Annotated in this window: 25 protein-coding genes; 9 read left to right on the top strand and 16 right to left on the bottom strand. The window is 63.6% G+C overall.

Going from position 1 to position 25,316, the window contains the following annotated elements; translation table 11 throughout:
- Positions 1-142: 142 nt before the first annotated feature.
- The 3 genes from X265_RS11075 to X265_RS11085 all read left to right on the top strand — a co-directional run bounded on the left by X265_RS11075 (position 143) and on the right by X265_RS11085 (position 3,362).
- Positions 143-607 carry a group III truncated hemoglobin gene (locus X265_RS11075; protein WP_128964856.1) on the top strand — a complete coding sequence of 155 codons (465 nt, stop codon included), beginning with the start codon at positions 143-145 and terminating at the stop codon, positions 605-607.
- A 263-nt stretch (positions 608-870) separates the two neighbouring features.
- Positions 871-1,527 (top strand): QcrA and Rieske domain-containing protein, encoded by a 657-nt coding sequence (locus X265_RS11080; RefSeq protein ID WP_128964857.1) that lies wholly within the window; start codon positions 871-873, stop codon positions 1,525-1,527.
- A gap of 110 nt (positions 1,528-1,637) precedes the next feature.
- Positions 1,638-3,362: a methanol/ethanol family PQQ-dependent dehydrogenase gene (locus tag X265_RS11085; protein WP_128964858.1), complete on the top strand. Its 1,725-nt coding sequence runs from the start codon at positions 1,638-1,640 to the stop codon at positions 3,360-3,362.
- A gap of 90 nt (positions 3,363-3,452) precedes the next feature.
- On the opposite strand, the gene X265_RS11090 is transcribed toward X265_RS11085, so the two are convergent.
- The 7 genes from X265_RS11090 to xoxF5 all read right to left on the bottom strand — a co-directional run bounded on the left by X265_RS11090 (position 3,453) and on the right by xoxF5 (position 11,311).
- On the bottom strand, positions 3,453-3,713 hold the full coding sequence (locus tag X265_RS11090; RefSeq protein ID WP_128964859.1) for a hypothetical protein: 261 nt from the start codon (positions 3,711-3,713) through the stop codon (positions 3,453-3,455).
- 54 nt (positions 3,714-3,767) lie between these two features.
- Positions 3,768-6,080, bottom strand: coding sequence for a xanthine dehydrogenase family protein molybdopterin-binding subunit (locus tag X265_RS11095; protein WP_128964860.1), 2,313 nt, complete (start codon positions 6,078-6,080; stop codon positions 3,768-3,770).
- Position 6,081: 1 nt separating this feature from the next.
- Positions 6,082-6,534, bottom strand: coding sequence for a (2Fe-2S)-binding protein (locus X265_RS11100; RefSeq protein WP_128964861.1), 453 nt, complete (start codon positions 6,532-6,534; stop codon positions 6,082-6,084).
- A 608-nt stretch (positions 6,535-7,142) separates the two neighbouring features.
- Positions 7,143-7,706 (bottom strand): S-(hydroxymethyl)glutathione synthase, encoded by a 564-nt coding sequence (gfa, locus tag X265_RS11105; RefSeq protein WP_128964862.1) that lies wholly within the window; start codon positions 7,704-7,706, stop codon positions 7,143-7,145.
- A 31-nt stretch (positions 7,707-7,737) separates the two neighbouring features.
- Positions 7,738-8,847: an S-(hydroxymethyl)glutathione dehydrogenase/class III alcohol dehydrogenase gene (locus tag X265_RS11110; protein WP_128964863.1), complete on the bottom strand. Its 1,110-nt coding sequence runs from the start codon at positions 8,845-8,847 to the stop codon at positions 7,738-7,740.
- A gap of 61 nt (positions 8,848-8,908) precedes the next feature.
- Positions 8,909-9,397, bottom strand: coding sequence for a c-type cytochrome, methanol metabolism-related (locus X265_RS11115; RefSeq protein WP_128969211.1), 489 nt, complete (start codon positions 9,395-9,397; stop codon positions 8,909-8,911).
- A gap of 111 nt (positions 9,398-9,508) precedes the next feature.
- Positions 9,509-11,311, bottom strand: a complete 1,803-nt coding sequence (gene xoxF5, locus X265_RS11120; protein WP_128964864.1) for a lanthanide-dependent methanol dehydrogenase XoxF5 — start codon at positions 11,309-11,311, stop codon at positions 9,509-9,511.
- A 515-nt stretch (positions 11,312-11,826) separates the two neighbouring features.
- Here xoxF5 and X265_RS11125 point away from each other — a divergent pair.
- Positions 11,827-12,795, top strand: a complete 969-nt coding sequence (locus X265_RS11125; RefSeq protein WP_128964865.1) for a helix-turn-helix domain-containing protein — start codon at positions 11,827-11,829, stop codon at positions 12,793-12,795.
- Between the two features lie 55 nt (positions 12,796-12,850).
- Here the strand turns inward: X265_RS11125 and X265_RS11130 are convergent, their stop codons facing one another.
- Genes X265_RS11130 through X265_RS11140 form a run of 3 tightly spaced genes read right to left on the bottom strand, consistent with a single transcriptional unit; the run spans position 12,851 to position 15,801 of the window.
- The gene (locus tag X265_RS11130) at positions 12,851-13,774 is read right to left on the bottom strand and encodes a substrate-binding periplasmic protein (RefSeq protein WP_128964866.1); all 924 of its coding nucleotides are present in this window, start codon (positions 13,772-13,774) and stop codon (positions 12,851-12,853) included.
- On the bottom strand, positions 13,771-14,124 hold the full coding sequence (locus X265_RS11135; RefSeq protein ID WP_128964867.1) for a c-type cytochrome: 354 nt from the start codon (positions 14,122-14,124) through the stop codon (positions 13,771-13,773). Before X265_RS11135 ends, X265_RS11130 begins: the two co-directional genes overlap by 4 nt.
- 12 nt (positions 14,125-14,136) lie before the next feature.
- Positions 14,137-15,801, bottom strand: coding sequence for a methanol/ethanol family PQQ-dependent dehydrogenase (locus X265_RS11140; protein WP_128964868.1), 1,665 nt, complete (start codon positions 15,799-15,801; stop codon positions 14,137-14,139).
- 340 nt (positions 15,802-16,141) lie between these two features.
- On the opposite strand from X265_RS11140, the gene lanM reads away from it, so the two are divergent.
- The 3 genes from lanM (at position 16,142) to pqqA (ending at position 17,293) form a co-directional block, all read left to right on the top strand.
- Positions 16,142-16,534 (top strand): lanmodulin LanM, encoded by a 393-nt coding sequence (gene lanM, locus X265_RS11145; RefSeq protein ID WP_128964869.1) that lies wholly within the window; start codon positions 16,142-16,144, stop codon positions 16,532-16,534.
- 113 nt (positions 16,535-16,647) lie between these two features.
- A complete protein-coding gene (locus tag X265_RS11150; RefSeq protein WP_128964870.1) occupies positions 16,648-16,974 on the top strand; it encodes a hypothetical protein in 327 nt (108 codons plus the stop codon).
- Between the two features lie 238 nt (positions 16,975-17,212).
- Positions 17,213-17,293 carry a pyrroloquinoline quinone precursor peptide PqqA gene (pqqA, locus tag X265_RS11155; protein WP_012029362.1) on the top strand — a complete coding sequence of 27 codons (81 nt, stop codon included), beginning with the start codon at positions 17,213-17,215 and terminating at the stop codon, positions 17,291-17,293.
- Positions 17,294-17,394: 101 nt separating this feature from the next.
- Here pqqA and X265_RS11160 read toward each other — a convergent pair whose 3' ends face one another.
- Together X265_RS11160 and X265_RS11165 are read right to left on the bottom strand one after the other, a co-directional pair.
- Positions 17,395-20,529, bottom strand: coding sequence for an efflux RND transporter permease subunit (locus tag X265_RS11160; protein ID WP_128964871.1), 3,135 nt, complete (start codon positions 20,527-20,529; stop codon positions 17,395-17,397).
- The gene (locus X265_RS11165; protein WP_244659224.1) at positions 20,519-21,535 is read right to left on the bottom strand and encodes an efflux RND transporter periplasmic adaptor subunit; all 1,017 of its coding nucleotides are present in this window, start codon (positions 21,533-21,535) and stop codon (positions 20,519-20,521) included. Before X265_RS11165 ends, X265_RS11160 begins: the two co-directional genes overlap by 11 nt.
- A gap of 261 nt (positions 21,536-21,796) precedes the next feature.
- Between X265_RS11165 and X265_RS11170 the strand changes: the two genes are divergently transcribed.
- Positions 21,797-22,006 (top strand): hypothetical protein, encoded by a 210-nt coding sequence (locus X265_RS11170; protein ID WP_128964872.1) that lies wholly within the window; start codon positions 21,797-21,799, stop codon positions 22,004-22,006.
- A gap of 5 nt (positions 22,007-22,011) precedes the next feature.
- On the opposite strand, the gene X265_RS11175 is transcribed toward X265_RS11170, so the two are convergent.
- From X265_RS11175 to X265_RS11190, 4 genes are read right to left on the bottom strand one after another with little or no spacing between them, the layout of a single operon-like run.
- Positions 22,012-22,362 carry a hypothetical protein gene (locus tag X265_RS11175; protein WP_128964873.1) on the bottom strand — a complete coding sequence of 117 codons (351 nt, stop codon included), beginning with the start codon at positions 22,360-22,362 and terminating at the stop codon, positions 22,012-22,014.
- 48 nt (positions 22,363-22,410) lie between these two features.
- On the bottom strand, positions 22,411-23,121 hold the full coding sequence (locus X265_RS11180; RefSeq protein ID WP_128964874.1) for an ABC transporter ATP-binding protein: 711 nt from the start codon (positions 23,119-23,121) through the stop codon (positions 22,411-22,413).
- Entirely contained in the window at positions 23,111-23,848 is a 738-nt protein-coding gene (locus X265_RS11185; RefSeq protein ID WP_128964875.1) for an ABC transporter permease, read from the bottom strand. The genes X265_RS11180 and X265_RS11185 overlap by 11 nt, the downstream gene beginning before the upstream one ends.
- A 1-nt stretch (position 23,849) precedes the next feature.
- Positions 23,850-24,824: an ABC transporter substrate-binding protein gene (locus X265_RS11190; RefSeq protein ID WP_373291570.1), complete on the bottom strand. Its 975-nt coding sequence runs from the start codon at positions 24,822-24,824 to the stop codon at positions 23,850-23,852.
- Positions 24,825-24,910: 86 nt separating this feature from the next.
- Here X265_RS11190 and X265_RS11195 point away from each other — a divergent pair, with 86 nt between their 5' ends.
- Positions 24,911-25,270 carry a hypothetical protein gene (locus X265_RS11195; protein ID WP_128964877.1) on the top strand — a complete coding sequence of 120 codons (360 nt, stop codon included), beginning with the start codon at positions 24,911-24,913 and terminating at the stop codon, positions 25,268-25,270.
- Positions 25,271-25,316: the final 46 nt, after the last annotated feature.

The following is a 25,316-nucleotide window of genomic DNA, read 5'->3' on the forward strand; positions in this document are numbered from 1 at the left end:
CGGATGAGGGGTTGGGTCCCGCAAACTCGATGCTTGAGAGCACGCGGAGAGCACCCCTCACCCGTCTCAATCGCGCAATGCGCGATTGATCCACCCTCTCCCACAAGGGGAGAGGGAAAGAAGAAAGCGGACAACGAGAGACATGTCGGATCGATTGAAGGCCGAGCGCCAAGCTGCGGCTGAACGGCGGAACCTGCTGACCCAGGATGCGATCGAGCGCACCGGGGTTACCGAGGAGATGATCGGGGAACTCGTCACCCGCTTCTATGGACGCGTGCGAGAGGACGCGTTGCTCGGGCCCGTGTTCGCGATCGTGCGGAATTGGGACGAGCATCTCGCCAAGCTCAGGGATTTCTGGTCGTCGGTCGTGCTGATGAGCGGCCGCTATCACGGCTCGCCGATGCGGGCCCATCTCCCACTCAGCCTGGTCGGCGATCATTTCGACCGCTGGCTCGACCTGTTCGAGCAGACGGCGCGCGAGGTCTGCCCGCCACCGGCAGCAGCGTTGTTCATCGACAAGGCCCGCCGCATCGCCGACAGCTTTGAGATGGCCTCGGCGACCATTGCCGGCCGCATTGCGGCGCCGCGTCACCTTTTGAGGTCCTGAACGCGCCGGGTCTGCCCGCAAGACGTGTAGTTGAAGCGCATTGAGATTGTTTCTCGCTGCTCAGACCGCGTCGCACCAATTCCTGCATCATCGGTCTGATCTGCAAAATCATCATGCCGATCGCGCGGCATGACGTTGCAAAGGCAAAATGTGCTTGAACGCGTGGAGTCGCGTTCGCTCACAGCGAGCAAAGCCATATTGATGCACTGCGGCGCCAATTCTTCGCCTTCATTTCGGCAGAGTTCCAGCGCCTGCTAGTGTGCATGTCGCGCGCATCATTCAATATCTGCTCATCACCCTCCGACAACACCGCGGAACCCGAAGCCGATACAAGCGCGGAGCAAACGCGTCGAGAGCTGCTGCTCGGCGCGCTCGCCACCACCGCCTGTCTCGGCTGTTCCGCACCGGCAAGGGCCGACGACGATCAGCCGGGTGCCGACGAACGGCCGCAGAAAGGCGATCTGCTCGTCCTCTCCGAGGGCGACAACGAAGGTCAGCTCCTCAAGCCGGACGAACTCAAGCTGGGCGGCCCGCCGGTTCGCGCCTGGCCGAAGGATCCCAAAACCTCTGTCGTTCGCAGCGGGTCACGCCTGAATGAGATACTTGTCGTGAAGCTCGATCCGAACGAGCTCGATGAGACCACGCGTGCACGCGCAGCCGACGGCATCGTTGCCTATTCGGCGGTGTGCGCTCATGCCGCTTGTCCGGTTACGGAATGGGTGAAGGCGGATCAGGGAGGCGACATGACCGTGTTCAAGTGTCCCTGCCACAATTCCGAATATGATCCACGCCAGGGCGCACAGGTCGTGTTCGGGCCCGCGCCGCGACGCCTCGCGGCGCTGCCGCTGTCGTTAAGCGAAGGTTCGCTCACCGTCGCCGGTCCCTTCATCGGAAAGGTAGGTGGCTCGCAGCCCGGATGACACTCCGCGGGTCGCGCCCGCGCGCCACAAGAGGTCGCGTCCGCCAACGAGCGGGCGGCGAGACGAACGACAAGAATTCAACTCACAAGAATTCAAAAGGGGAAACGTCCATGACCACAAAGCAATGGTTTTTGTCCGGCTTCGTCGCCTTCACCTGCATTGTCTCGACGGCGGCGAGCGCCGGTCCGATCGAGAACTACAGCCCCGTCACCTCACAACGTCTCGAAAATCCCGAGCCCGGCAACTGGATGCTCTATCGGCGCACCTATGACGGCCAGGGCTTCAGCCCGCTCGACCAGATCAACACCTCCAACGTGAAGGATCTCACGCCGGTCTGGACCTTCGCCACCGGCGTCGTCGAAGGCCACGAGGCGCCGCCGATCGTCAATAACGGCGTGATGTTCGTGGCGACCCCGATGGGGCAGGTGATCGCGCTGAACGCGAAGACCGGCGACGAGTATTGGCGCTACAAGCGGCAGCTCCCCGACGATCTGTTCCAATTGCATCCGACCAGCCGCGGTGTCGGCCTGTGGGAGGACAAGCTCTATCTCGCCACCACCGACGACCACGTCGTCGCGCTCGACGCCAAGACGGGCAAGGTGGTGTGGGACACCAAGGTGCAGGACTACAAGAAGGGTCAATACATGACCCTGATGCCGCTGATCGTCGATGGCAAGGTCATCGTCGGCGGCTCCGGCGGCGAGTTCGGCGTACGTGGCTATGTCGCTGCCTTCGATGCCAAGGACGGCGGGGAGCTGTGGCGCACCTTCACGATTCCCGGCGAGGGCGAGCCCGGTCATGGCACCTGGCAGGGCGACGACTGGAAGAACGGCGGCGGCTCGGCCTGGATGACCGGGACCTACGACAAGGACACCAAGACGATCTATTGGGGCGTCGGCAATGCCGCGCCATGGCCCGGCGAGATGCATCCCGGCGACAATCTCTATACCTCGTCGGTGATCGCACTCGATCCGGGCAATGGCAAGATCAAGACCTACCACCAGTACCACCAGAACGATTCCTGGGACTGGGACGAGGTCGATGCGCCGATGCTGATCGATCTCCAGCGCGATGGCCGCAGCATCAAGAGCCTGGTGCATCCTGGGCGCGACGCGATCTTCTGGGTGCTCGAGCGCACGCCGACCAAGATCAACTACATCGCCGGCTGGCCGTTCGTCTCCACCGACGTCTGGAAGGGCATCGACGAGAACGGCAAGCCGATCCTCGATCCCGCGCACAAGCCTGTTGTCGGCAAGCGCGTGGAGTTCTGCCCCTCGTTGTGGGGCGGGAAGGACTGGCCGTCCGCGGCCTACAGCCAGAAGACCGGCCTCGTCTACGTGCCCGCCAACGAGAATTTCTGCGGCGGTTTCACTGGCGAGAAGATCCCGCTCAAGCCGGGCGAACTTTGGCTCGGTACCAAGCCGGAGGATATCGGCCTGAAGACCAAGCCGGGCGCCGATCATTTCGGCGAGATTCAGGCCTGGGATCCCGCGACCGGCAAGAAGGTGTGGCAGCATAACTTCCCGAAGTCGCAGATGTTCGGCTCGGTCACGGCTACCGCGGGCGATCTCCTCTTCGCCGGCGGCACTAACGACCGCGAGTTCCGCGCCTTCAATGCCAAGACCGGCGAGCTGCTCTGGCAGCAGAAGACCAACTCCGGCATCATGGGCATGCCGATCTCCTATGAGATCGACGGCACGCAATACATTGCGATCCAGTCGGGCTGGGGTGTGGACGCGCAACGCATTCAGGACGCGCTGGCGACAAACAACATCGGCATCGAGTCCAACGTGCCGCAAGGCGGCGTGGTCTGGGTGTTCGCGCTGAAGAAATAAGCTCCGCAGGCGGATCGAAAGACGCGGAGCGACAGGGGGGTGGCGAGAGCGGCGGACGGCAACGTCCGCCGCTCTTGTGTGCGCTCGTAGCTATTTGCCCTCGCGCTCGACCTTATCCTTTGCTTTCTGGTTCATCTCCCGAACCTTCGGATCGCTGGGGCTCTGCCCGGTGGTCCGGGTGGTCGAAGCGGGCGGGGCATTCGCGTTTGGAAGCGAGCTCTGGTCCGGCGCGGTGGGGCGCGTTGCGGTGGTCGGCGGCGTCGTGTTGCTGCTCTGGGCGAACGCTCCGGCGGTGGTCAAAAGGAAGGCGCTCGACAGCGAGACTGCGAGCGCCCTTGAGATATTGGTCATCGATCTGCTCCTGGTCAGATCGATGGAAACGGCGCGAGGCCGCCTTCCGTTCCGTCAAGCCTCCAATTGCTTGCCGATCGGAAGCGAGCGGATGCGCTTGCCGGTCGCCGCGAAGATCGCGTTCATCAGCGCCGGTGCGAACGGCGGCACGCCGGGCTCGCCGACGCCGCTCGGCGGTGTGTCCGATGCGGGGGGCACGATGTGGACGTTGGTCACCAGCGGAGCCTCGTCGATCCTGACGACCTGGAAGTCGTCGAAATTATTCTGCTCCACCTTGCCGTCCTTGAAGGTGACCTGGCCATATTTGGCAAGGCTGAGCCCCATGATCGCGGCGCCTTCGATCTGCGAGGCGATGCGTTCGGGGTTCACATAGGTGCCGCAGTCGATCGCGGTGTCGACCCGCGGCACCGTCAGCTTGCCCTTTTCGTCGACCGCGACTTCGACGATGGTCGCGATGTAGCTGACGAAGCTGCGGTGCGCCGCGATGCCGAGGCCGTGGCCCTTCGGGACCTGCCGGCCCCATTCGCCCTTGTCCGCGACCAGCTCGACCACCTTGCGCAGACGTGCTGTGTCGATGGGGTAGCTGTCATAGGGCTCGCCGTAGTTCCACATGTCCTTCACGGCGGGCTTGACGATGCGGGGTGAGCCGATCAGCGCAAGGAGCGTCTCCTTCTGGTCGCGCCCGGTCGCACTCGCGATCTCGCCGACCATCGACTGCACCGCGAAAGCGCGCGGGATGTTCGAGACCGAACGGAACCAGCCGATGCGAGTGTGCGCGGCAGCTTCCGGATTCTCGCAACTGATATTGGCGATTTCGAAAGGCATGTCGACGAGGCCCATACCGAGCTCGAAAGCCGCCTGATGGACCGTGCCCGCGGCGAAGGTCGAGGCGATGCTGGGCGCCACGCTGCGGTGGCGCCAGGCGATCACCTTGCCGTCCTTGTCCAGCCCCGCCTCGATCCGCTCGGCCGAGACCGTGTGCAGGAAGCCGTTATGGATGTCGTCTTCGCGCGTCCATTGCACCTTGACGGGTGCGCCGAGCTCCTTCGACAGCAGGGCGGCCTCGAGCGCATAGTCGCACTTCGACTTGCGGCCGAAACCGCCGCCGAGCAGCGTCACGTTGACGGTGACGTTGCCCTCGGGAATGCCGAGCGTCTTGGCGACGTCCTCGCGCGTTCCGCCCGGGCTCTGCACCGGCGCCCAGATCTCCGCCTTGTCGCCCTTGACGTCGGCGACCGCGACCGGCGGCTCCATGCTGACATGGGCAAGATGGGGAATGTAGTATTCGCCGACGACGACCTTGTCGGCGCTCTTCAGGGCGGCGTCGGCATCGCCCTCCTTGCGGACGACGAGACCCGGCTTGCGCGAGGCCTCCTCGAGATCCTTGCGATAGGCGACCGAGTCGTACTTGCCGTTGGCGCCGTCGTCCCAGACCAGCTTGAGCGCGTCGCGGCCCTTGATCGCGGCACCGGTGTTGCGTGCGATCACAGCGACGCCGCCGAGCGGCTGGAATTTCGACGGCCACGGCCAGCCGCGCACCTGCATCACCTTCTCCACGCCGGGCACTTTCAACGCCGCGTCCGGATCGAACGAAGTGAGCTTGCCTCCGGTCACGGGCGGGCGCGCGATCACGGCATATTTCATGCCGGGCAGTCGCACGTCGGCGCCATATTGCGCCTTGCCGGTGGTGATGTCGTGGAGATCGACGATGCTGACCTGGCCCTTGCCGAGATAGCGGAAGTCCTTGGGGTCCTTCAGCTTGAGGCCTTCGGTCGCCGGCACCGATTCCTTGGCGGCATCGGCGGCGAGCTCGCCGAAGCCGAGCTTACGCCCGCTCGCGCTATGGACGACCTCGTGATTGACCGCCTTCACCTCGGTCGCCGGCACGCTCCAGCGCTTGGCCGCGGCCTGTTCCAGCATGGTGCGGGCCGAGGCGCCGATCTGGCGCATCGGAAGCAGGTAGTGCCGCGTGCTGCGCGAGCCGTCGGTATCCTGGTTGCCGAACTTGACCTCGTCGCCATGGGCCTGCTGCACCTTGACCTTGGACCAGTCGGCCTCCATCTCCTCCGCCACGATCAAGGGCAGGCTGGTGCGCACGCCGGTGCCCATCTCGGAGCGGTGGGCGACGATGGTGACGGTGCCGTCGGAGGCGACCGCGACGAACACGCGCGGGTCGACCACGACGCCGTGCGGCATCTTGCCGGCGCCGGTCTCATAGGCAAAGGCCTGGCGCGTCATCACGGGCGCGGCGAGCACGAAGCCGCCGGTGACGCCGAGCCCCTTCAGGATGCTGCGGCGCGAGATCTTCTCGACCTTCAGATGCTTTTCGAAGCCACGGAGCTTCCGGGGATTGTCGATGAAATTCATGTCACACTCCCGTCGATGCGAGATGGACCGCGTTTTCGATGCGCTGGTAGCAGCCGCAGCGGCAGATGTTGCCGGCCATCGCCTCGCGGATCTGGTCGTGCGAGGGTTTCGGATTGTCCATCAGGAGCGCCGCGGCCTGCATGATCTGGCCCGCCTGGCAGAAGCCGCATTGGGGGACATTGACCTGGCGCCAAGCCTTCTGGACGGGATGATCGCCCTCCGGATGCAGTCCCTCGATCGTGGTGATCTCCCGTCCGGCGACGTCGTTGACCGAGGTGATGCAGGAGCGCACCGCCTCCTTGTCGACGATGACAGTACAGGCCCCGCACAGCGCCTTGCCGCAGCCGAACTTGGTGCCGGTCAACCCGGCTTCGTCACGCAGGAACCAGAGTAGCGGGAGATCCGGGTCGCCGTCCCAGCTCTGTTCCTGGCCGTTGATCTTCACCTTGATCATGATCGTCCCTCGCTCTTCATAAGCTGACTGATTCAACATTGCCGAATTCGATCGGCGCAATGTCCGTTGCCTCATGTGACCGCATTTCGGCCTCTTGTCCTGCGCGGGCAGGTCCCGGCAGGAAGCTGGAATGCGAATCGCAATGTCTGGATGTCCTCGATACCTCCCGTTTTGTTCTTGATTGATTGAATTCGCGCGGCATCGTGACGAGCGACCGTAGCAGAGATCACGTCGCCCGGCGTTCACAGCCGGGTGTTCTCGACGTGAACAGATTGCATCCGGGGTTTGTCAAAAGCAGGGCGCGGCAACACATCGCGCGCCGGGCGATCACGAAATCGAAGCTGCGATTAAAAAAGCTTCGTCCGCCAGAGGGACTGCGCGGACGAAGCAGTAGTCCTCAGTCGAGGGAGGGAGAATCGCAGGGCACGCTGACTTCAAGCAGGAAGAGGGCGGCACTGCGCAGTCATTCAGAGACCAGGACTGAGGGAGCGGAACGCGCTCGCATACGCAATACTGCGCGGGCGGCAACTCGCCGCGGTCATCCGATAACGGCGCCCGTCCGTTCGCGGATCACCGGCGAGCGGACGGGCGATGGCGGATGGTCTTGCTCAGGCCGCCTTGGCTTTCGCCACGTGGGTCGCGATTGCATCCATCAGCGCCGGCGAAAGGCAGTCATAGGGCTCGAGCCCGAGTTCCTTCAGACGCGACCGGATGCCGGCCATCTGTTCCGGCTTCACGCCAGATTCGATCACCGAGGAGACGAAGGCGGCGAATTGCGGCGCCTGCGAGCCCTGCTCCTGGAACAGCTCCGGATGGATGAAGTCGAGACCGTAGAAGGGGTGGTTCTTGTTCTCGATGCGGCCGTACATATGCGTGCCGCAGGCCTTGCAGGCGTAGCGCTGGATCACTGCGGAGGGATCGACGATCTGGAGCTTGTCGCCGTTCTCGAGCACGGTGACGTTCTGGCGCGGCACGACGGCAACGACCGAGAACGTTGCGCCCTGCGGTTTCCAGCACTTGGTGCAGCCGCACGCGTGATTATGTGCCACATCGCCCTTGATGCCGACCTTGACCTGATGGTCCTTGCATTTGCAGACGAGGGTGCCGCCGGCAAAATGCCCGCTGCCCTGTTTGACGCCGTTGTCGATCGAGGGGTGGAGTGCAACAGTCATGGGTCGATCCTCCTTGGGTGTGACGCTTGAGCTAGAACACGACGACTGAACGGATAGATTTGCCCTCATGCATCAGGTCGAAGCCCTTGTTGATGTCTTCGAGCTTGAGCGTGTGGGTGATCATCGGGTCGATCTGGATCTTTCCGTTCATGTACCAGTCGACGATCTTCGGCACGTCGGTGCGGCCACGGGCGCCGCCGAAGGCGGTGCCGCGCCAGTTGCGGCCGGTGACGAGCTGGAACGGACGGGTGGCGATCTCCTTGCCGGCCTCGGCGACGCCGATGATGATCGAGGTGCCCCAGCCGCGATGGCAGGCTTCCAGCGCCTGGCGCATCACCGTGGTGTTGCCGGTGCAGTCGAACGTGTAGTCGGCGCCACCGTCGGTCAGGCTGACGAGATGCGGAACGATGTCCCCTGTGATCTTCTTGGGGTTGACGAAGTCGGTCATGCCGAACCGGCGGCCCCACTCCTCCTTGGAATCGTTAACGTCGACGCCGATGATCTTGTCGGCGCCGGCCATCTTGGCGCCCTGGATGACGTTGAGGCCGATACCGCCGAGGCCGAACACGACGACGTTGGAGCCCGGCGTGACCTTCGCGGTGTTGACGACGGCACCGACGCCGGTGGTGACGCCGCAGCCGATGTAGCAGCTCTTGTCGAACGGAGCGTCCTCGCGGATCTTCGCCACCGCGATCTCCGGCAGTACGGTGAAGTTGGAGAAGGTCGAGCACCCCATGTAGTGGTAGATCGGCTTGCCCTTGTAGGAGAAGCGGCTGGTGCCATCAGGCATCACGCCCTTGCCTTGCGTCGCCCGGATCGCGGTACAGAGGTTGGTCTTCTGGCTCAAGCAGCTTTTGCACTGCCGGCACTCCGGCGTGTAAAGCGGAATGACGTGATCGCCCGGTTTCACGGAGGTCACGCCTGCTCCGATCTCGCGGATGATGCCGGCGCCCTCATGGCCGAGGATCGACGGGAAGATCCCTTCGCTGTCGAAGCCGTCGAGCGTGTAGGCGTCGGTGTGGCAGATGCCTGTTGCCTTGATTTCGACCAGGACTTCGCCGGCCTTCGGTCCCTCCAGATCGACTTCGACGATCTCCAGCGGCTTCTTGGCTTCGAAAGCGACGGCGGCACGTGTCTTCATCGGTAACTCCTCAAGTTCTCGCAGGATGCCAAGATCTAAGTCTCAGCGCGGCTGCAAACGTTCACTTCTTGCCCATGCACGAGTCTTCGTTCTTGGTGTAGGCGTCGTTCTTGTCCTCATGCTTGCTTGGACGGGCACGGCCCCAGGCCTCGTTGGAGCGGGCGCGCAGGTAGACATAGAGATCGTCCATGTAGCAGGCGACGTTCGGATTATCGCCGAATGCCGGCATCACGTTCTCCTGCGCGGTCGAGACGTTCTTGCGGCCGGAGGCGACGACGCCGAGGAAATCGGCATAGCTCATGGTCTTGAGCGAGTCCTTCAACGCCGGCGCATAGGTCGAGCCCATTCCATCGGGGCCGTGGCAGACGTGGCAATCCGAGTGATAGCGGCGGTATCCGGAATAGGTGTACCAGTCCACCGATCCCTCGGTGATCTTGTAGGTCGGATTACCCTCCTTATCGAGCCATTCGCCAGTTTCGTTCTGCTTGACGGCAGTCGGGTCGCCCGAGCCGTCCGCGACAGCAATTCCTCCGGACGCGACGAAGATCATCGTGGCAATGACAGAGCAGAGTTTACGCAAGAGGTGTTCCTCGAAGGCATCAGGTGGAGACGAGCCGGCGCGTGGAGTTGATCCACGCGCCGGAGCGAGACTGCACAGAGGCTAGTTGGGCAGCGAGAACACGGTCAGCGTGCCGCCGAGTGCCGTGTAGTTGCTGAGGGCCGCGTAGCCGCCGACCGCGCCGAGGCCCGCGGTCGGATCAGTCAGACCTGCCGCCAGACCGATGCCGGCCCAGCCGCCCACGCCGGAGAGCACGGCAACGTACTGCTTGCCATTGTTCTCATAGGTCGTGACGTTGCCGATGATGCCGGAGGGAGTCTTGAACTTGTAGAGCTCCTTGCCGGTCTTGGCATCGACCGCCTTCAGGTAGCCTTCGAGCGTGCCGTAGAACACCACGCCGCCGGCGGTGGCGAGCGCACCCGACCAGACCGAGAACTGCTCCTTGTTCGACCAGACGATCTTGCCGGTCTTGCCATCCCAGGCGATGAAGTTACCCATGTTGGTATCGCCCTGCGGCGGATACATCGAGAGCGTCGCGCCCACATAGGGCTGGCCCGCGGTGTAGCTCACCTTGAACGGCTCGTAGTCCATGCAGACGTGGTTGGTCGGGACGTAGAACAGCTGCGTGTCCGGCGAGTAGGCTGCCGGCTGCTCGTCCTTGGTGCCCAGCGCTGCCGGGCAGATGCCCTTCACGTTGTGATCTTCACCGGCCTTGTCCGTCGAGGCCGCGTCGAGCACCTTCGGACGGCCATAGGTCGCCGAGTTCTTGTCCATGTCGACGCCGGAGGTCCAGTTCACCTTCGGATCATACTTTTCGGCGACTAGCAGTTCGCCAGTGGCGCGATCGAGCGTATAGCCGAGGCCGTTACGATCGAAATGCGTCAGCAGCTTGCGGGCCTGGCCGTTGATCGACTGGTCGGAGAGAATCATCTCGTTGACGCCGTCATAGTCCCACTCGTCATGAGGCGTCATCTGATAGACCCACTTGGCGACGCCGGTGTCCGGGTTACGTGCCCAGATCGTCATCGACCATTTGTTGTCGCCGGGACGCTGTTTCGGATTCCAGGTCGAGGGGTTGCCCGACCCGTAATAGATCAGGTTCAGCTCGGGATCGTAGGAGATCCAGCCCCAAGTGGCGCCGCCGCCGATCTTCCACTGATCGCCTTGCCAGGTCTTGAGGCTCGAATCCTTCCCGATCGGCTTGCCGAGCGCGGTGGTCTTGTCGTCGACCAGGATCTGGTCATCAGGACCTTCCGAATAGCCGCGCCAAGCCAGCTTGCCGGTCTTGATGTCGTAAGCGCTCATGTGAGCCTGGACGCCGAATTCGCCGCCCGAGATGCCGATCAGCACCTTGTCCTTGATGACCATCGGCGCCGAGGTGCCGGTCTCACCCTTGCTGGGATCGCCGTTCTTGGCAGTCCACGCAACCTGGCCGGTTTTGGCGTCGAGCGCGACGAGAGTCGTGTCGGCCTGATGCAGGAAGATCTTGCCGTCGCCATAGGCGAGGCCGCGGTTAACCGTATCGCAGCACATCACCGGGATGACGTTCGGGTCCTGCTTGGGCTCGTACTTCCAGACGATCTTGTTCTCGTTGGAAAGGTCAATGGCGTAGACCTTGTTCGGGAACGGCGTGTGGACGTACATCATGTTGCCGATGATCAACGGGCCACCCTCGTGACCGCGCAGCACGCCGGTCGAGAAGGTCCAGGCGACCTGGAGCTTGCCGACATTTTGTGCGTTGATCTGGTTCAGCTTGGAATAGCGGTGATTGGCGTAGTCGCCGGTCGGCATCACCCAGTCCTTCGGGTTCTGCGACATCTTGTTCAGCTCGTCATTGGCCGACGCGGTCCCGACGGCGAGCGCCGCCGCGGAGCCAAGGAAAGTCGCCAGTAGCACCTTGCGCATAGTCATTTCCTCCGTTGGTCTCGTTTATTGTTTCCGAAGCATTGCTTGATTTACCGGGCTTCTCGTCCGGCATCTGCTCGTGCAGGGCGGTCGCTGATGGGACCAGAAACGATACTGTGCTGTTTCCTCCTCCTGATGAGAGCTACAGGTCCGCGTGCAGGAGCGGCCCGTTCTTTTTGTTCCTGCCGCAATTCCTAACGGCTTCGTAACCGGGAAACTTGCCCAAGAGAGAAGCCGATTTGCTCGATAGCGCACGGACGCGAAGTTTTTGATTTTGCAGGAGCGAATTCAGCGGCCGCGACGTCGCGTGAGGCCGCGCTCAACGGTCAGGTTCCCCTTGACGGCGGTGCAACTAAGGCGGAGGATTAAGTTTCAAGGGTGGCAACGGAGTGATGGCGCTCGTTCTCAAAGACCGCCCAAATTTGAGGTAAACGTCACGCAATCACGGCTGAGGGCTCCAGCAAGCGCTGGTCGCGATTCGCGTCGAATCCGGGGACACACCAGTGGCTGGATTAATGTCCGACACAATTCATACGCTCTCGACGACCGGACTGACGCCGAAGCGCCAGATCCAGAGCTGGATCGACGGGCTCACGAGTCTGTGTGGTCACTTCGATGTCGATCCGCTGGAGGCGTCCTCGCTTGAAGGGCGTATCGATTACACCACGGTCTCGCGTCTGAAGCTTTGCCAGATCGAGGTGAGCCAGCATCGCATCGCGCATACGCTGGCGCGCGCCAAGTCAAACGAACACCCTTACATCAAGATCCACTTCCAGACCTACGGCGTCTCCTATTTCGAACAGGAAGGCCGCCACATCGAGCTGAACCCCGGCGACATCCTTGCCTACGACGTCTCATGTCCGCATTTGATCGTCAGTCCCGCCTTCACGCGCCACGACGTGGTGATCGTGCCGAAGGCGCTGCTGCGCGATCGCGGCTTCCCGTCGCAGCGCATGCCGGCCTGCAAGCTGACGGCGAAGACGGGGACGGGGCGGATCGCGCACGATTTCGTCCATGCCACCTTCGACGAGGCGGCGAAACTCTCGGCCAACAGTGCGGTCGGCGTGGCCGATTCGCTGATCGACTTGTTGTTGCTGCCGCTGCGCGAGGCCGACACGATGTTCGATCGGGTCGGGCCCGAGGCGATGTATGTTCGTGCCCAATTTTTCATCCGAGAACATCTGCGCGATCCCGATTTGTGCATCGACCAGATCTCGGCCGAGCTCGGCTGCTCCAAGCGCTATCTGCACATGTTGTTCTCCGAGCGCGGCACGACGGTGAGCGACTACATCTGGCAGGCGCGCCTTCAGAACTGCCGCCAGGAGCTCGAGGCCCACGCCGGCAAGACCATTACCGATGTGGCATTCTCCTGGGGCTTCTCGAGCTCATCGCATTTCAGCCGCGTATTCCGGAAATATTTCGGTGTGGTGCCGTCCTCCATCCACAAGGCGCAGCAGGGCGCCGTGGCGGCGGACGAGAATTAGGCGCCGGCCCGCCGACTCGTCTCGGGGCTGCCAGGGCAGCCCTCCGCGACAAGGTTCACCGCTGAATGATCCTGGTCCACACGTCGCCGAGGATCGCGGGCTCGTGCGGCGGCAGATAGGTCAGTCCTGCCTGCTTGGCGAATTCGGCGATCTTGCCCTCCGCGGCAAGGTCCGTCAGCGCCTTGCTGACGGCATCGACCAGGGCGGCGTCGCTGGCAAGTCCGACATAGCCGCGATTGGCACCAATTGGATAATAGTAGCCGGAGGCGGCGATAGCCGTAGCTGGATGCGCGGCACGATAGGCGTCGAAACGGGCAAGATCGATCAAGGTGGCGTCGTAGTCGCCGCGATCGAGTGCACCCAGGAGGTCGTCGCGGCCGGGGACCAGATGCGTGATGTTGTCGATCAGCCGTCCCTTGTCGAAGTTCATCAGGATCGCGTCGCCCAATGAGCCGCTCTCGACCGCGAGGCGGAGCCCGGCAAGATCGCCGATGTCGCCGATCTTGCGGTCGCGCGCCTTCGGCCCGAGCACGACGGTCATCGGCGCATAGACGTAAGGCCTGCTCGGCGCGAGCTCGCCGAGCGCAACGCGGCGGCGCCGGTCGTCGCGCGTGGCTCCGGTGAAATCCGGCAGACGCGCGGTCTTCACGCCCGGCTTGACGAGCGAATCCACCGTCAGCGCGTAGCCGCCGATCAGCGAGCATCGCCCGTCGGAGAGCAATGCATTGGCCTCGAGCTGCGGGCTGGAATCCTCATCCAGTTTGCTTTCGAACCACTGGATCTTGAGCGGCCGTCCCATCCGGTCGGCGATCGCCTGCGCCAGCAGCACGTCGAAGCCGGAATCCGGCTTGCCGCGGTGATGCGCCGAGAGCGGCGGGCGATCCTCGTCGAGGCAGATGCTGAGCGGATCGGCCGCCCACGCCGTGGCCGGAGCGGCCAGCATCGCAACAAGACCGAGCACTGGCAGCCGGCGCCTCATGGCTTCCTCCGGCTCGAGATGAAGGCCCAGAGATTTGCTATGTCGTCGTCGCTCAAGACGTCGCCCCAGGGCGGCATCCTATTGTTCTTGCCGTTCTTGACGGTGGTGACGAAGCGCGTCTTGTCGTCCGGAAAGGCGCGCAGGTCCGGCGTGATGGTGCCGGAGTTCATCATGTTGGGGCCGTGGCAGTGCGAGCATCTTTCGGCATAGGTCGACTTGCCATGGTCGATCTGCGCCTGCAACGGATTGCCGTTCGAATCATCCGCAGCACGAACGGTCGCCGCAAGCGCGACCGTCAGCGCCGCGACGGTGGCGAGGATCGCCACCGTCCTGTGAGATGTGTTCCTCAACGTTCCTTGCCGCTACTGCTTCACCGCAAAGACCCACAGGGAGCCGCCGGGCGGCACCTTGGCCAGCCGCTCGTCGCCGGAGAACAGCGAGTAGACGCCGCCATAGCCGCTCGTGACGGCGACGTACTGCACGCCGTCCTGCTGCCAGGTCACCGGCTGTCCCTCGATGCCGGAGCCAGTCTGGAATTGCCAAAGCTTCTTGCCGCTGTCGGCGTCGAAGGCCTCGAACTCGCCGGTCAACGCGCCCGTGAACACGACGCCGCCCGCCGTCGAGAGCACGCCGGAGAAGCGCGGAATGTCGCTCGGTGCCTCCCACTTCGCCTTGCCGGTCATCGGATCGATGGCCTTGAGGTGACCGCGCGGCCCGTCGCCCCACTCCCAGGGGTCGGTGAGGTCCATGCCGAGATACCATTCACCCTGCTTGAAGGTGGCCGGCTCCGTCTTGTACTTGCCGCCAAAGGCGAGCGTGTTGGCGTAGGCCAATCCGGTTTGCGGGTTGAACGACATCGGTTCCCAGTTCTTGCCGCCGAGGATCGACGGATAGACCGTAACCTTCTTGCCCTCGCGCGCATCCTTGACGACGTCGGTCTCGATCGGACGGCCGGTCTTCATGTCGACGCCGGTTGCCCAATTCACCTTCACGTAAGGATTGGCCGCGAGCACCTTTCCGTTGGTGCGGTCGAGTACGTAGAAGAAACCGTTGCGATTGGCATCCATGAGCACCTTGGTCGGCTTGCCCTCGACGTTCATGTCGGCGAGGACCATCTCGGCCACTGAGTCATAATCGAACGGATTGTTCGGTGAGAACTGATAGTGCCACTTGATCTTGCCGGTCTTGGGATCCATCGCCAGCACCGAGCAGGTGTAGAGGTTGTCGCCGGGACGCACCGCCGCATTGAACGGGCCGGGGTTGCCGATGCCCCAATAAACGGTGTTCAGCTCCGGATCGTAGGACCCTGTGATCCACGTCGAGCCACCGCCGAGCTTCCAGGTGTCGCCCTTCCACGTATCGCCGCCGGGCTCGTCCGGCGAGGGGATCGAATGGGTGCGCCAGAGATGCTTACCGGTTGCCGGGTCCCAGCCGTCGATGAAGCCGCGGGTGCCGAACTCGGCGCCGGAGATGCCGGTGATGACGACGCCGTCGGCGACCAGCGGGGCCACCGTCATTGAATAGCCTTCCTTGATGTCGGCCGCCTTCTGCCGCCACAGCTCCTTGCCGTCCTTGGCGTCGAGTGCGATGACGTTGGCATCGAGCGTGGTGCGGAACAGCTTGCCTTCATAGAGCGCCGCGCCGCGGTTGATGATGCCGCAGCAGACGATGCGCGGCGTCTCGGCCGGATATTCGATCTTGGATTTCCAGATCTGCTTGCCGGTCTTGGCGTCGACCGCCATGGTCGCGTTGTGCGAGGTCACGTAGATCACGCCCTGGTAGACCAGCGGCTGCGATTCTTCGCTGCGATCGTCGTTGAAGGAGTAGTTCCAGATCGGGACGAGGTTCTTGACGGTGTCTTTGTTGATCTGGTTCAGCGTCGAGAAGCGCTGGAGATTGTAACCCATCCCGTAGTTGAGAACGTTCGACGTATCGGTTGCACCCTTGACCAGTTGGTCGGTCGTCTGTGCGCTCGCAACCGAGCATGCGGATATGACGAGGCTCGCGGCCATCGCAAAACGTTTCATCCGTTCCTCCCAATATGCGCGCCTTTTGACGCTGCGAGCGCAACACTCCGTCGGAAAACAAAACGCGTCAATACGAAAGTCGAAAGCGGCTTGCCGATATGTTGGACGTCGGATGCCGGTCACCTCAGGGAAACCCGACGATCGACTCCTCACTTGTGCGCAGACGCTGAAATAATTCCGCGGCATGAAGTTGTCTCGGGGGCGTTGCAATCGGAGGCCGTGGTCCCGCGAGTTGTGGGGCGTGCAGGTTGCAATTCCGGGCTTGAACCGAGGCAGGCTTGTGGACTTATGTAGCTTTCGAGCCCCGATGAATCAGGGCTGTTGGTCAAGGAGGTCTCAAATGATATCGCGTCATTCGGTTGCGCTTGCGCTCACGATCGCATTGCTGGCGGGGCCGGCCTGGTCGGCATCCGGCAGCGCCGTCAAGATGTTCGACACCGATAATGACGGCACAGTCGATCTCGCCGAGGTGAAGAAGGCCGCAGCCGCGCTGTTCGCAAAGCTCGACCCCGACCATGACGGGACGCTCGACGCGCGCGAATTGCGCGGACGTTTAACCGCGAAGGAACTCGGTGCCGCGGATCCCGACCATGATCGGACCCTGACGCTCGACGAGTATCTTGCCGTGGTGGAGCGACGCTTCAATGCAGCCGATCCAGACAAGGATGGAACGCTGGACGCGAACGAGCTGAAGTCGCGCGCTGGCGGCGCATTGCTGCGGCTGCTGCGATAGGCAGGGGCGGAACTCTGCCCAACTTCGGAACATCGGCCGATTCGACCTGTTCTCCTCAACATCCCCGCCCGGCGCTGGGCTCCCGCGGCGGGAAGGTTGAGGAGACGAAGCGGATGAACACGAAGCGATCCATTCTTCTTGCATGCACAGCCCTGACGCTGAGCGCCGGCATGGCAGTGGCGGGTCCCTGCAAGACCAATAGCGCCAGCAACAAGGATGCCGGTTCTGGTCCTGTCACGGTGGGCTCGGCGCAGTCACATCCATCCGACGCGGCCAGCAACACCGGCCAGCATCCGCCGACCAGCACGATGAATCGCGCGAGCGGCGAAACACCGACATCGTCCGAGGACGCGCAGCGTCAGATGCAAAGTCAGCCGACGGCGGCTCAGAGCGCCCAAGGCGCCAAGCCGAATGCGATGACGTCCGACAAGGGCTGCTGACCGGGAAGGGCAGCCCGCATCGAGAGGTGCGCCGCCTCGCGCGGGGGCGCTCCTCGGTCGTTGCGTTTGACCAAGAGGGAACTGGCTTTGTCCGAGAGCGAAATGCAGCCGCGAAGAATCGGCATAGAGTCGCTCGGCGTTCGAATCCAGGCTTGAACTGCGTGGAGCACAGCCCTACGTTTTGCCCCGCGCGATGTCGCGCTCGAATACTTGGCTCAAAATACTTGGGGAGACCCGAATGGCCTGGAAAGCTCCGAAGATCGTGGAAGTGCCGGTCGGCATGGAAATCAACATGTACGCCTGCGCTGCGCGCAAGTAAGACTGACGATCTGTCACGGCTTCGATGGCGGATGCCGTCGACGCCGTGACAGTGTTCGGCGTTCGGCGCCGTTCACTCTCCGACATTGGGCGAATTTCCCTTTAGTCGGCACGGACCTTGAAACGCGCGTAACGAAGCGCAAGGGTCGGCAACACCAGCAGACTAAGCGCCATCGAGGTCATAAGACCCCCAAGGATGACGATCGCCATTGGGCCCTCGATTTCACGGCCAGGCTCTCCTGCGCCTATCGCGAGCGGCAGCAATCCCAAGCCGGTTACGAGAGACGTCATTAGGATCGGGACAAGGCGATCCGCCGCGCCCTCAATAGCAGTCTCCGCTCCCCATACACGACCATCGATGAGGACGAGATGCTCGTAGTGCGAAATCATGAGGATCGAATTCCGCAGCGTGATTCCGAGCAGCGTGACGAAGCCGACCATCGACCCCAGTGAAAGCAGGCCACCCGTTAAGGCGAGTGCGAGCACGCCACCGACCAATGCAAACGGCAGGTTGATCATCACCAGCAACAGATTTCGCCAATGGCCTGTGACCATCGAAAGCAGAACGACGATGCCTGTCCCGGCCAGCAGCGAATTGACGATGAGATCGCGTCGCGACCTGGCTTGAGCCTCTGCCGCTCCGGCAAATTCGATGTGAGCGCCGGGCGGGAGTTTGACTTCGCGGGCAAGTTTACGTTTGGCAGCGGCCACGAAGGATTCGAGATCGCGTCCGCTGACATTCGCCGTCACGGTTTGAACGCGCTGCGCATTCTGGTGCTGGATCTGATAGCGGCCAGTCGTTTCATAGACGTCCGCGATCTGTTTCAGCAGAATGTAGGCGCCGCTCGGCGTGCGCACCGGCAGGTCGCCGATCTGAGTGAGCCGGGCGCGGGCGGGCGCATCGAGGATCACGATGATGTTGAAGACGGCGTTGCCTTCATACCCCTGACCGACGACGTCGCCCTGATAGGCGGTGCGCACCAGTTCGAGCACTTCGACCGCATCGAGGCCCCAACGCTGCAGGTCGGCCGGCCGAAGCGTCACGTTGACCTGCGGCATTCCGGGCGGTGACCGTCGCTGCACGTCGGCGGCACCGCCGACTTCGTCGAGCTCTCGCGCGACGTCGCGTGAGGCGCGATCGAGCGAGTCGAGATCAGTCCCGTAGATGTTGACGACCACCGCCGCGCTGAAGCCGGAGACGGTTTCCTCTACGCGCTCAGTGAGGTAGGTCTTGCTGGAGAAGGAAACTCCCGGGAAGTCGGCGAGCGCATCCCTGATGCGCGCTTCCGCTTGGGATTGGGCCTGACCCGAAAGCCCGGGCGCCAAATCGACCTCGAACTCGCTGGAATGCGGACCGACCGTGTCGATCCCGGCCTCGGCCCGGCCTGCATGCTGCGCCACCCTGCGGACGCCCGGGATCTGCCGGAGCGCATTCGTCATCAGTTTGCCGATGCGAAGAGATTCGTCGAGCGAGGTGCCGGGGATTGCCGAGACGTGCAGAATCAAATGGCCTTCCCTAAGGTCGGGGAGGAAAGTGCCGCCAAAGAACGGCAGCATTGCTATTCCGGCGATGGTGACGGCTGCGGCTGCCGTCATCACCAGCTTCGGGTAGCGGCCGATACGACGGAGCAAGGCCTGATAGGAGCGACGGGACCAACGCACCACGGGCGGTTCATGCAGGCGCTGCCCGCCGCTCCTCCCGACGAGGAGCAGCATCGAGAGTGCCGGCGTCACCGTCAGAGCGACCGCGAGCGAAGCAATCACGGCGAAGATATAGGCGATGCCCAGGGGGCCGAACAGACGGCCGGCAATGCCGGAAAGCGTCAGGACCGGAAAGAACACCAGCAACACCGCAAACGTCGCATAGGCGACGGCCGTGCGCACCTCGAGGAAAGCGTCTAGCACGACGCGCGCTTCTGCCCTCGGCGCCGCGGCGCGGCGATTTTCGCGCAACCGGCGCACGACGTTCTCGACGCCGATCACGGCGTCATCGACGACTTCGCCGATCGCGATGGCGAGGCCGCCCAGCGTCATCGTGTTGAGGGTTTCCCCCATCCACTGCAATGCGAGCACGGCCGCTATCAACGACAGGGGGATCGCGGTGCAGCTGATGATGGACGTGCGCCAGTCGGATAGAAACATGACCAGGACGACGACCACGAGCGCTCCGCCGATCAACAGGGCGTCGAGGACGTTCTCGGTCGCCGCATCGATGAAATTGGCCGGACGAAAGATGTCCGCATGAAGCTTGACGCCGTCGGCTTGAAGGCCCGGTCGCAGCTCCTGCAGTGCGGCTTCCGCGCGTGTGGTGACATCTCGCGTATTGGCGCCGTATTGCTGGCTGACCATGAGCATGATGCCGGGCACGCCGTCGATGAGGGCGGCTCCGATCGGCTGCTCGGGAGCGGTCACGACGGTTGCGACGTCGCCGAGAACCACGCTTGCGCCGCCTTGGTGCAGGAGCACGGTGCGGGCCAGCTGGTCGGGCGTCAGCGACTGTCCCTGGGTTTGCAGCGTGATGCGCTGATTGGCGGTATCGATGAAACCGGCGCCGCGCACGCCGGTGGCTTTGCGCGCCGCGGCCAGCACGTCGTTCAGGCCGACCCGGAAGCGGATCAGATCGTCGGGGCGGACCTGCACTTGCAGGGATCTGACGTCTTTGCCGTAGGTCGAGACCTGGGCGACGCCCTGCACGGCCAGAAGCCGTCTTGCCACGGTCCAGTCCGCGATCGTGCGCAAATCCATCAGCGAACGCTTGTCGGACGTCAGGCCGATGACCAGCACCGTGCCGGCCAGCGGCGTCAACGGCGTCATCGAGGGCGGCTGAACGCCTTGCGGCAGCCGCGCGGCCACGACCGCGAGGCGTTCGGTCACCAACTGACGCGCCCGATAGATATCGCTGCGCGGCTGGAAGATGACGGTCACGACCGAGAGCCCCTGGATCGACGATGAGCGCAGACTCTCGACGCCGGCCAGGCCGTTGATCGACGTTTCGATCGGCTGCGTGACCAGGATCTCGACATGCTCGGGGCTGAGGCCTGGGGCCTCCGTCTGGATCGTGACCTGCGGTGGCGCGAATTCGGGGAAGACGCCGTACTTGGCTTCGCCAAGGGCGAACAGGCCGTAGCCCAGGAGCGCAAACGAAAGCGCGAGCACGATGCCGCGGAAACGGATGGCAAAGGCGACGAGAGCGGCTTGCGGCCCTGACCTGCCGGAGCCGGTGCCATCAATCGTCATCGCCGCCCCGAAGCTCGCTTTTGGCCTCCTCGGACAACAGGACCTGCGCGCCCCGCATGACGATTTCGGACCCGGATGGGATGTCCCGAACCACGTAGTCGTCATCGGAGACCGGCTGGTCCGTGCTGATCGGATGCCGTCGGAAGCTGTCGGGGCTTACACGCAGGTAGACCCACGCCCGACCTTGCCACCGCACGATGGCGGTGTCCTCGATGAACACGCCCTCGTAGCTGTTGCCGGAGGGCACATAGACCGTGGTGTTCATGCCGGGCAGCAGGCCGCTATCGCCCGGCACGGAGAAGAAATAGCTCAATCCCTGAATGCGAGGGTCGGTGCGCGTTGCCGGCGAGATGTACTGCAGATCGATATTCGCATTCCGCGTCGGCGCCTGCGCCAGCGCCGTTCCCGGAGTGCCGGTGACGGTCGTGCCCGGCGGCAGCGTCACCTGGACCAGAAGCTGATCACGTTCGATCAGCCTGACGACGACCGGCGAGCGCTCGATGATTCCCCGGCCGATGACGGGCCCCCATTCCTGCTGTGCTGTTGCCGCGAGCGTCCTGAGCTGTGATTCCGCCGCGGCCAGCGCCGCCTTGTCGACCCGCCATGTGCCTTCTGCGGCTTCGGCTTCCTTTTTTGGGAGGGCGGCGGAGTCGACGAGATTCCTGGTCCGGTCGTATGCGCTCTTGGCGACTTCGAGCTTGGCTTGCGCCGTCTGAAGTTGGGCTTGCGCATTGGCGTAGCTGTTGGCGAGCTCCGTAATGCGGGAAATATCGAGCACGGCGCCATAGGCACGGAATTGCTCGGGATGGGGAGCTGCTTGCAGAGCCGTAGTTTCCAGCCCGACCTGAGCCTGCTGGCTCGGCGTCAGCTTGACCACCGGCTGGTCGCTATTTGCTGTGCGGGAAGGCTCGGTGTTGCCCGAATTCGGTTTGTCCGGCTGCGTCTCCGCTTTAGCTCGCTGGACATAACCCGTGAGGGCACAGGCGCTGGCGACGAGCACCAGCACGCAGACTGCGGTGGCGACGCCGCGCCGGGAGGTTTCCTTAAGAGCCATCAGCCTGTTAGCAGTTGTCGGGAACCAGCTTATTGACGAAATTGGCAGGCGGCAAGGCGGCGATGGCACCTAGGCTATCTCTGCGATGGCTCACTGGGTGTGGTTGCGTCGCCGTGATCATGCTCGCCCGGCTCACGCCTGTGTGAAACTTCCTGCCCGCTGAGGCGTAGCGTTCTATGATAACGTTCCAGCGATCCCTGAAGGATTCTCGGCATGAACCCGATCGACCTGGTGGTGACTGTGTGTGCGGTGCTCTCGCCTGCGACCTGCGAGGAGCAGCATCTGGTGTTCAACTTTGGCGGCTCGCCGGCGCAATGCTCCATGGCCGCGCCGCCCTATATTGCACAATGGGTCGGCGAACATCCGAAATGGCAGGCGGTGCGCTGGCGGTGCGAATATCCACACACGCATGACAAGGCGTAAGCCGCCTACTTGCTGCAATCCTTCAGATCCTTGTCCGCGATCGAGAACACCGCATCCGCCTTGATCTCGATGTCGCGAACGACGCATTGCCGTGAATTGGGATAGCTGACCTTGGCGTCGTAGCGGCCGGGCTCGACGCCGGTGATGCGCAGCCGCTCGTCATGATCGACCTCCTTGTCCTTGTCGTTCAGACACTGGTTCGGACCCCAATCCGTCTTGCCTGCTGGTGCAAGCTGGAAGCCGGAGATCGTCTCGCTCGTCAGGTTCCAGAGCCTGATGCCTTTGCCCTTGCTCTGCGCGAGCGTCGCGCCCGGCATGACAGCCAACAGGATACCGATCGCAATCAGCCGCCGCATGGTGGTCTCCTCAGGACAATCTCGTTTGATCCAATTGACCACGAGTGTTCACTTCGATTCAAGCAGCAAGGCTGCAAGCTCGGCCCTGATCCTCGCAAGCTCAGCCTCGCTGCGCCCGGCGCGCGGCACGGCGATCGGCACCTCCTGCACGATGCGGGCGGGACGGGGCGACAGGAAGAACAGGCGGTCACCAAGACGGATGGCATCGTCCAGGCTGTGGGTGACGAGCAGCGTCATCACGGGACGACTCGCCACCAGCGTCGCGATCTCGTCGCGCAGGCGGCCGGCAAGCGCATCGTCGAGCGAGGCGAGGGGTTCATCGAGCACGAGCAGGTCGGGCTCGACCGCAAAGGCGCGGGCGAGCGCGACGCGGCGGGCGAGGCCCAGCGACAACTCGCCGGGAAAATGACTGCGATGCGCGTCCAGCTCGAGGATCTTGAACAGCTCCGACAGCTTTGCGTCGGTGACGTCAGGCGCGGCCAGCCGGACATTCTGCTCGACCGAGCGCCACGGCAATAGTCGCGGCTCCTGAAATACCATGCCGATGCGCGCCTCTGGCGGCCGCGCGACATGGCCGTCGAAGTCGCGATCGAGTCCGAGGATGATGCGCAGCATCGTGCTCTTGCCGCAGCCGGACGGCCCGATCAGCACGCCGACCTCGCCTGACTGCAGAGCGAATTTGACCGGGGCCAGCACCTCGTGCGTGCCGCCCGCGGCGCTGCTGTAGGTCTTGCCTGTGATCTCGACCTCAAGCCGCACGGGGCCGCCACCGCGTTGCGCGGGCCTCGAACGGCTGCACCAGCGCCGTCTCGATCACGAGCACGACGGCGGCGAATGTCAGGGAATACGCGAGCAGTCGTGGCGTGTCGAACAGCTGGAAGGCGACGCCGATCTCGAAGCCGACCCCGTTCGGGCGTCCCAGCAGCTCGGCCACCAGCACGATCTTCCAGACCAGCGACAGACCGGAGCGGGCGGAGGCCGCGATATAGGGCGCAAGCTGCGGCAGCACAACATGGCGGAACGCGCGCCAGCGCGGCATCGCGAATACGCTCGCCATCTCGTCGAGCGAGCGGTCGAGCGCGCGCGTGCCCTCGCGCAAGGTGACGACCGCCGTCGGCAGCTTGTTGATGGCAATCGCCGCTATCGCGGCGGCTTCGGTGAGTCCGGCCCAGATATAGGCCAGCACGATCACGACCAGCGCCGGCAGATTGAGCAGCAGGATCAGCCAGGGATCGCCGAGCCGGTCGGCAAGCTTCACCCGCCCCATCAGATAGCCGATGGCACTGCCGACCGACATGGCCAGCACGAAAGCGAGCGCGACGCGCGCCAGCGTCGCACCGAGGTGCAGGAACAGCGCGCCGCTCGCGGCTTCAGCGATGATGACATTGAGCACCGCGGGCGGGGAGGGCAGCTTCGCGCCGCCGACGAACAGCGCGGCGATCCACCAGATCGCGAGAAACAGGGCGAAGGAGAGAAGGCGCAGCAACTCAATCTCCGGAGAGGGCGTGATAGAAGGTGCCGGGATCGAGCTCGGCCGCCGGACCGACCAAGTCGCGACCGCCGATCTCGGCGAGCACGCGGTAGAGCACGCGCGCATCCGCCTCTTCGTCACTGATGCTCCGGCGCGGAATACCATCGCGATAACGGTCGCGATAGGTCTTGACCATGGCCGGATCGGTCGCGCCGGTGAGCGCGGCGATCTTGTCCCAGGCCGCATCCGAAGTGACCAGCAATTGTTTGGCCTTGCGCGTCATGGCGATGAAACGTGCCACGGCGTCGCGATGGCTCGCGGCCCAGCTCTCGTCGAAGACATAGCCGACCGCGGACACCGCGCCCTTGGCGCCGAGCTTGGGCAAAATCTCCTCGATGCCGACGAGGCGCCTAAAACCCTTGGCCTCGAGCTGGGCACAGAAATTCCAGAAATTGAGGCTCGCATCCATCTCGCCGTCGAGTGCCTTGGCCGCGATCAGGGGCGGGGCGCCATAGACGATGGTGGCATCCGACTTCAGGTCGATGCCGTCCTGCTTCATCCGCGCCTGCAGCAGCAGCCAGCTCTTGTCGATCGGGCCGCCGCCGACGGCAAGCTTGCGGCCCTTCAGATCAGCCAGCGTCTTGATCGGCGAGGCGGCCGGCACCATCACGGCGCCGAGGGCGCTGGAATAGGGATAGAAGGTCAGCTTGGCACCGAGCGCGCGCTCGCGCGACACCCAGAGCCAGTCCGACAGCATGATGTCGGCATTGCCGGCGCGGAGCGCGATCTTGCCGGCCTCGGGACTCGCAAGCTCCGTGACCTCGAGCGCCAGGTTGGCTTCCTTGTCGAGCCCGGCCTCGCGGATCGTCGCCAGTTCCCAGGAGAATGTTCCGGTCTTCTGCACGGCCAGGCGGATGGTGTCCGCAGCATGGGCCGCCGTGCCGCACGCCAGCACCATCGCGAGCGCCAATGTCCGTGCCAAAACTCTCATCACTTGTGAGCCATTTCCTCTGACAGAGTGCTTTTCAGGACAATACGCATAGCATAGCTTCCATCGCAACCAGCGGGAGGACGCCTATGAGTTTTGCGGGACAGGTACGACCGATTGTCGCCGCTTTGGTCGTGCTCGCAGCAGTGGTCACCGCGGCGCGGGCCGAGGAGGCCAACGACTATCCGACGTCGGCGCGCGCGGAATATGTCTATGGTTGCATGAAGGCCAATGGCGAGACGCGGCAGGCGATCGAACAATGCTCCTGCTCGATCGACGTGGTCGCCTCGATCGTGCCCTATGAAAGATATGTCACTGCCGAGACCGCACTCAGCATGTCCCAGGTCCGCGGCAATCTCGGCACCCAGTTCAGGACGTCGGAGCAGGCGAATGCGGCCGTGAACGATTTGCGCCGGGCGCAAGCCGAAGCCGAGGTGAGGTGTTTCTGATCTGGCTGGTCATTCCGGGTTCGCGCTCTGCGCCCCGGAATGACGG

It is taken from the genome of Bradyrhizobium guangdongense (assembly GCF_004114975.1).
Taxonomy (GTDB): Bacteria; Pseudomonadota; Alphaproteobacteria; order Rhizobiales; family Xanthobacteraceae; genus Bradyrhizobium; species Bradyrhizobium guangdongense.

What these genes read in the sequence shown, in the direction of transcription:
- X265_RS11125 (WP_128964865.1), top strand. Translation starts at nt 11,827, where the DNA reads ATGTCCGACACAATTCATACGCTCTCGACGACCGGACTGACGCCGAAG.
- X265_RS11175 (WP_128964873.1), bottom strand. Translation starts at nt 22,362, where the DNA reads ATGCGGCGGCTGATTGCGATCGGTATCCTGTTGGCTGTCATGCCGGGC.
- X265_RS11100 (WP_128964861.1), bottom strand. Translation starts at nt 6,534, where the DNA reads ATGATCAAGGTGAAGATCAACGGCCAGGAACAGAGCTGGGACGGCGAC.
- X265_RS11095 (WP_128964860.1), bottom strand. Translation starts at nt 6,080, where the DNA reads ATGAATTTCATCGACAATCCCCGGAAGCTCCGTGGCTTCGAAAAGCAT.
- X265_RS11170 (WP_128964872.1), top strand. Translation starts at nt 21,797, where the DNA reads ATGAACCCGATCGACCTGGTGGTGACTGTGTGTGCGGTGCTCTCGCCT.
- X265_RS11140 (WP_128964868.1), bottom strand. Translation starts at nt 15,801, where the DNA reads ATGAAACGTTTTGCGATGGCCGCGAGCCTCGTCATATCCGCATGCTCG.
- gfa (WP_128964862.1), bottom strand. Translation starts at nt 7,706, where the DNA reads ATGACTGTTGCACTCCACCCCTCGATCGACAACGGCGTCAAACAGGGC.
- X265_RS11080 (WP_128964857.1), top strand. Translation starts at nt 871, where the DNA reads ATGTCGCGCGCATCATTCAATATCTGCTCATCACCCTCCGACAACACC.
- X265_RS11115 (WP_128969211.1), bottom strand. Translation starts at nt 9,397, where the DNA reads ATGATCTTCGTCGCGTCCGGAGGAATTGCTGTCGCGGACGGCTCGGGC.
- pqqA (WP_012029362.1), top strand. Translation starts at nt 17,213, where the DNA reads ATGGCCTGGAAAGCTCCGAAGATCGTGGAAGTGCCGGTCGGCATGGAA.
- X265_RS11195 (WP_128964877.1), top strand. Translation starts at nt 24,911, where the DNA reads ATGAGTTTTGCGGGACAGGTACGACCGATTGTCGCCGCTTTGGTCGTG.
- X265_RS11075 (WP_128964856.1), top strand. Translation starts at nt 143, where the DNA reads ATGTCGGATCGATTGAAGGCCGAGCGCCAAGCTGCGGCTGAACGGCGG.
- X265_RS11130 (WP_128964866.1), bottom strand. Translation starts at nt 13,774, where the DNA reads ATGAGGCGCCGGCTGCCAGTGCTCGGTCTTGTTGCGATGCTGGCCGCT.
- X265_RS11150 (WP_128964870.1), top strand. Translation starts at nt 16,648, where the DNA reads ATGAACACGAAGCGATCCATTCTTCTTGCATGCACAGCCCTGACGCTG.
- xoxF5 (WP_128964864.1), bottom strand. Translation starts at nt 11,311, where the DNA reads ATGCGCAAGGTGCTACTGGCGACTTTCCTTGGCTCCGCGGCGGCGCTC.
- X265_RS11085 (WP_128964858.1), top strand. Translation starts at nt 1,638, where the DNA reads ATGACCACAAAGCAATGGTTTTTGTCCGGCTTCGTCGCCTTCACCTGC.
- X265_RS11190 (WP_373291570.1), bottom strand. Translation starts at nt 24,824, where the DNA reads ATGAGAGTTTTGGCACGGACATTGGCGCTCGCGATGGTGCTGGCGTGC.
- X265_RS11090 (WP_128964859.1), bottom strand. Translation starts at nt 3,713, where the DNA reads ATGACCAATATCTCAAGGGCGCTCGCAGTCTCGCTGTCGAGCGCCTTC.
- X265_RS11110 (WP_128964863.1), bottom strand. Translation starts at nt 8,847, where the DNA reads ATGAAGACACGTGCCGCCGTCGCTTTCGAAGCCAAGAAGCCGCTGGAG.
- lanM (WP_128964869.1), top strand. Translation starts at nt 16,142, where the DNA reads ATGATATCGCGTCATTCGGTTGCGCTTGCGCTCACGATCGCATTGCTG.
- X265_RS11160 (WP_128964871.1), bottom strand. Translation starts at nt 20,529, where the DNA reads ATGACGATTGATGGCACCGGCTCCGGCAGGTCAGGGCCGCAAGCCGCT.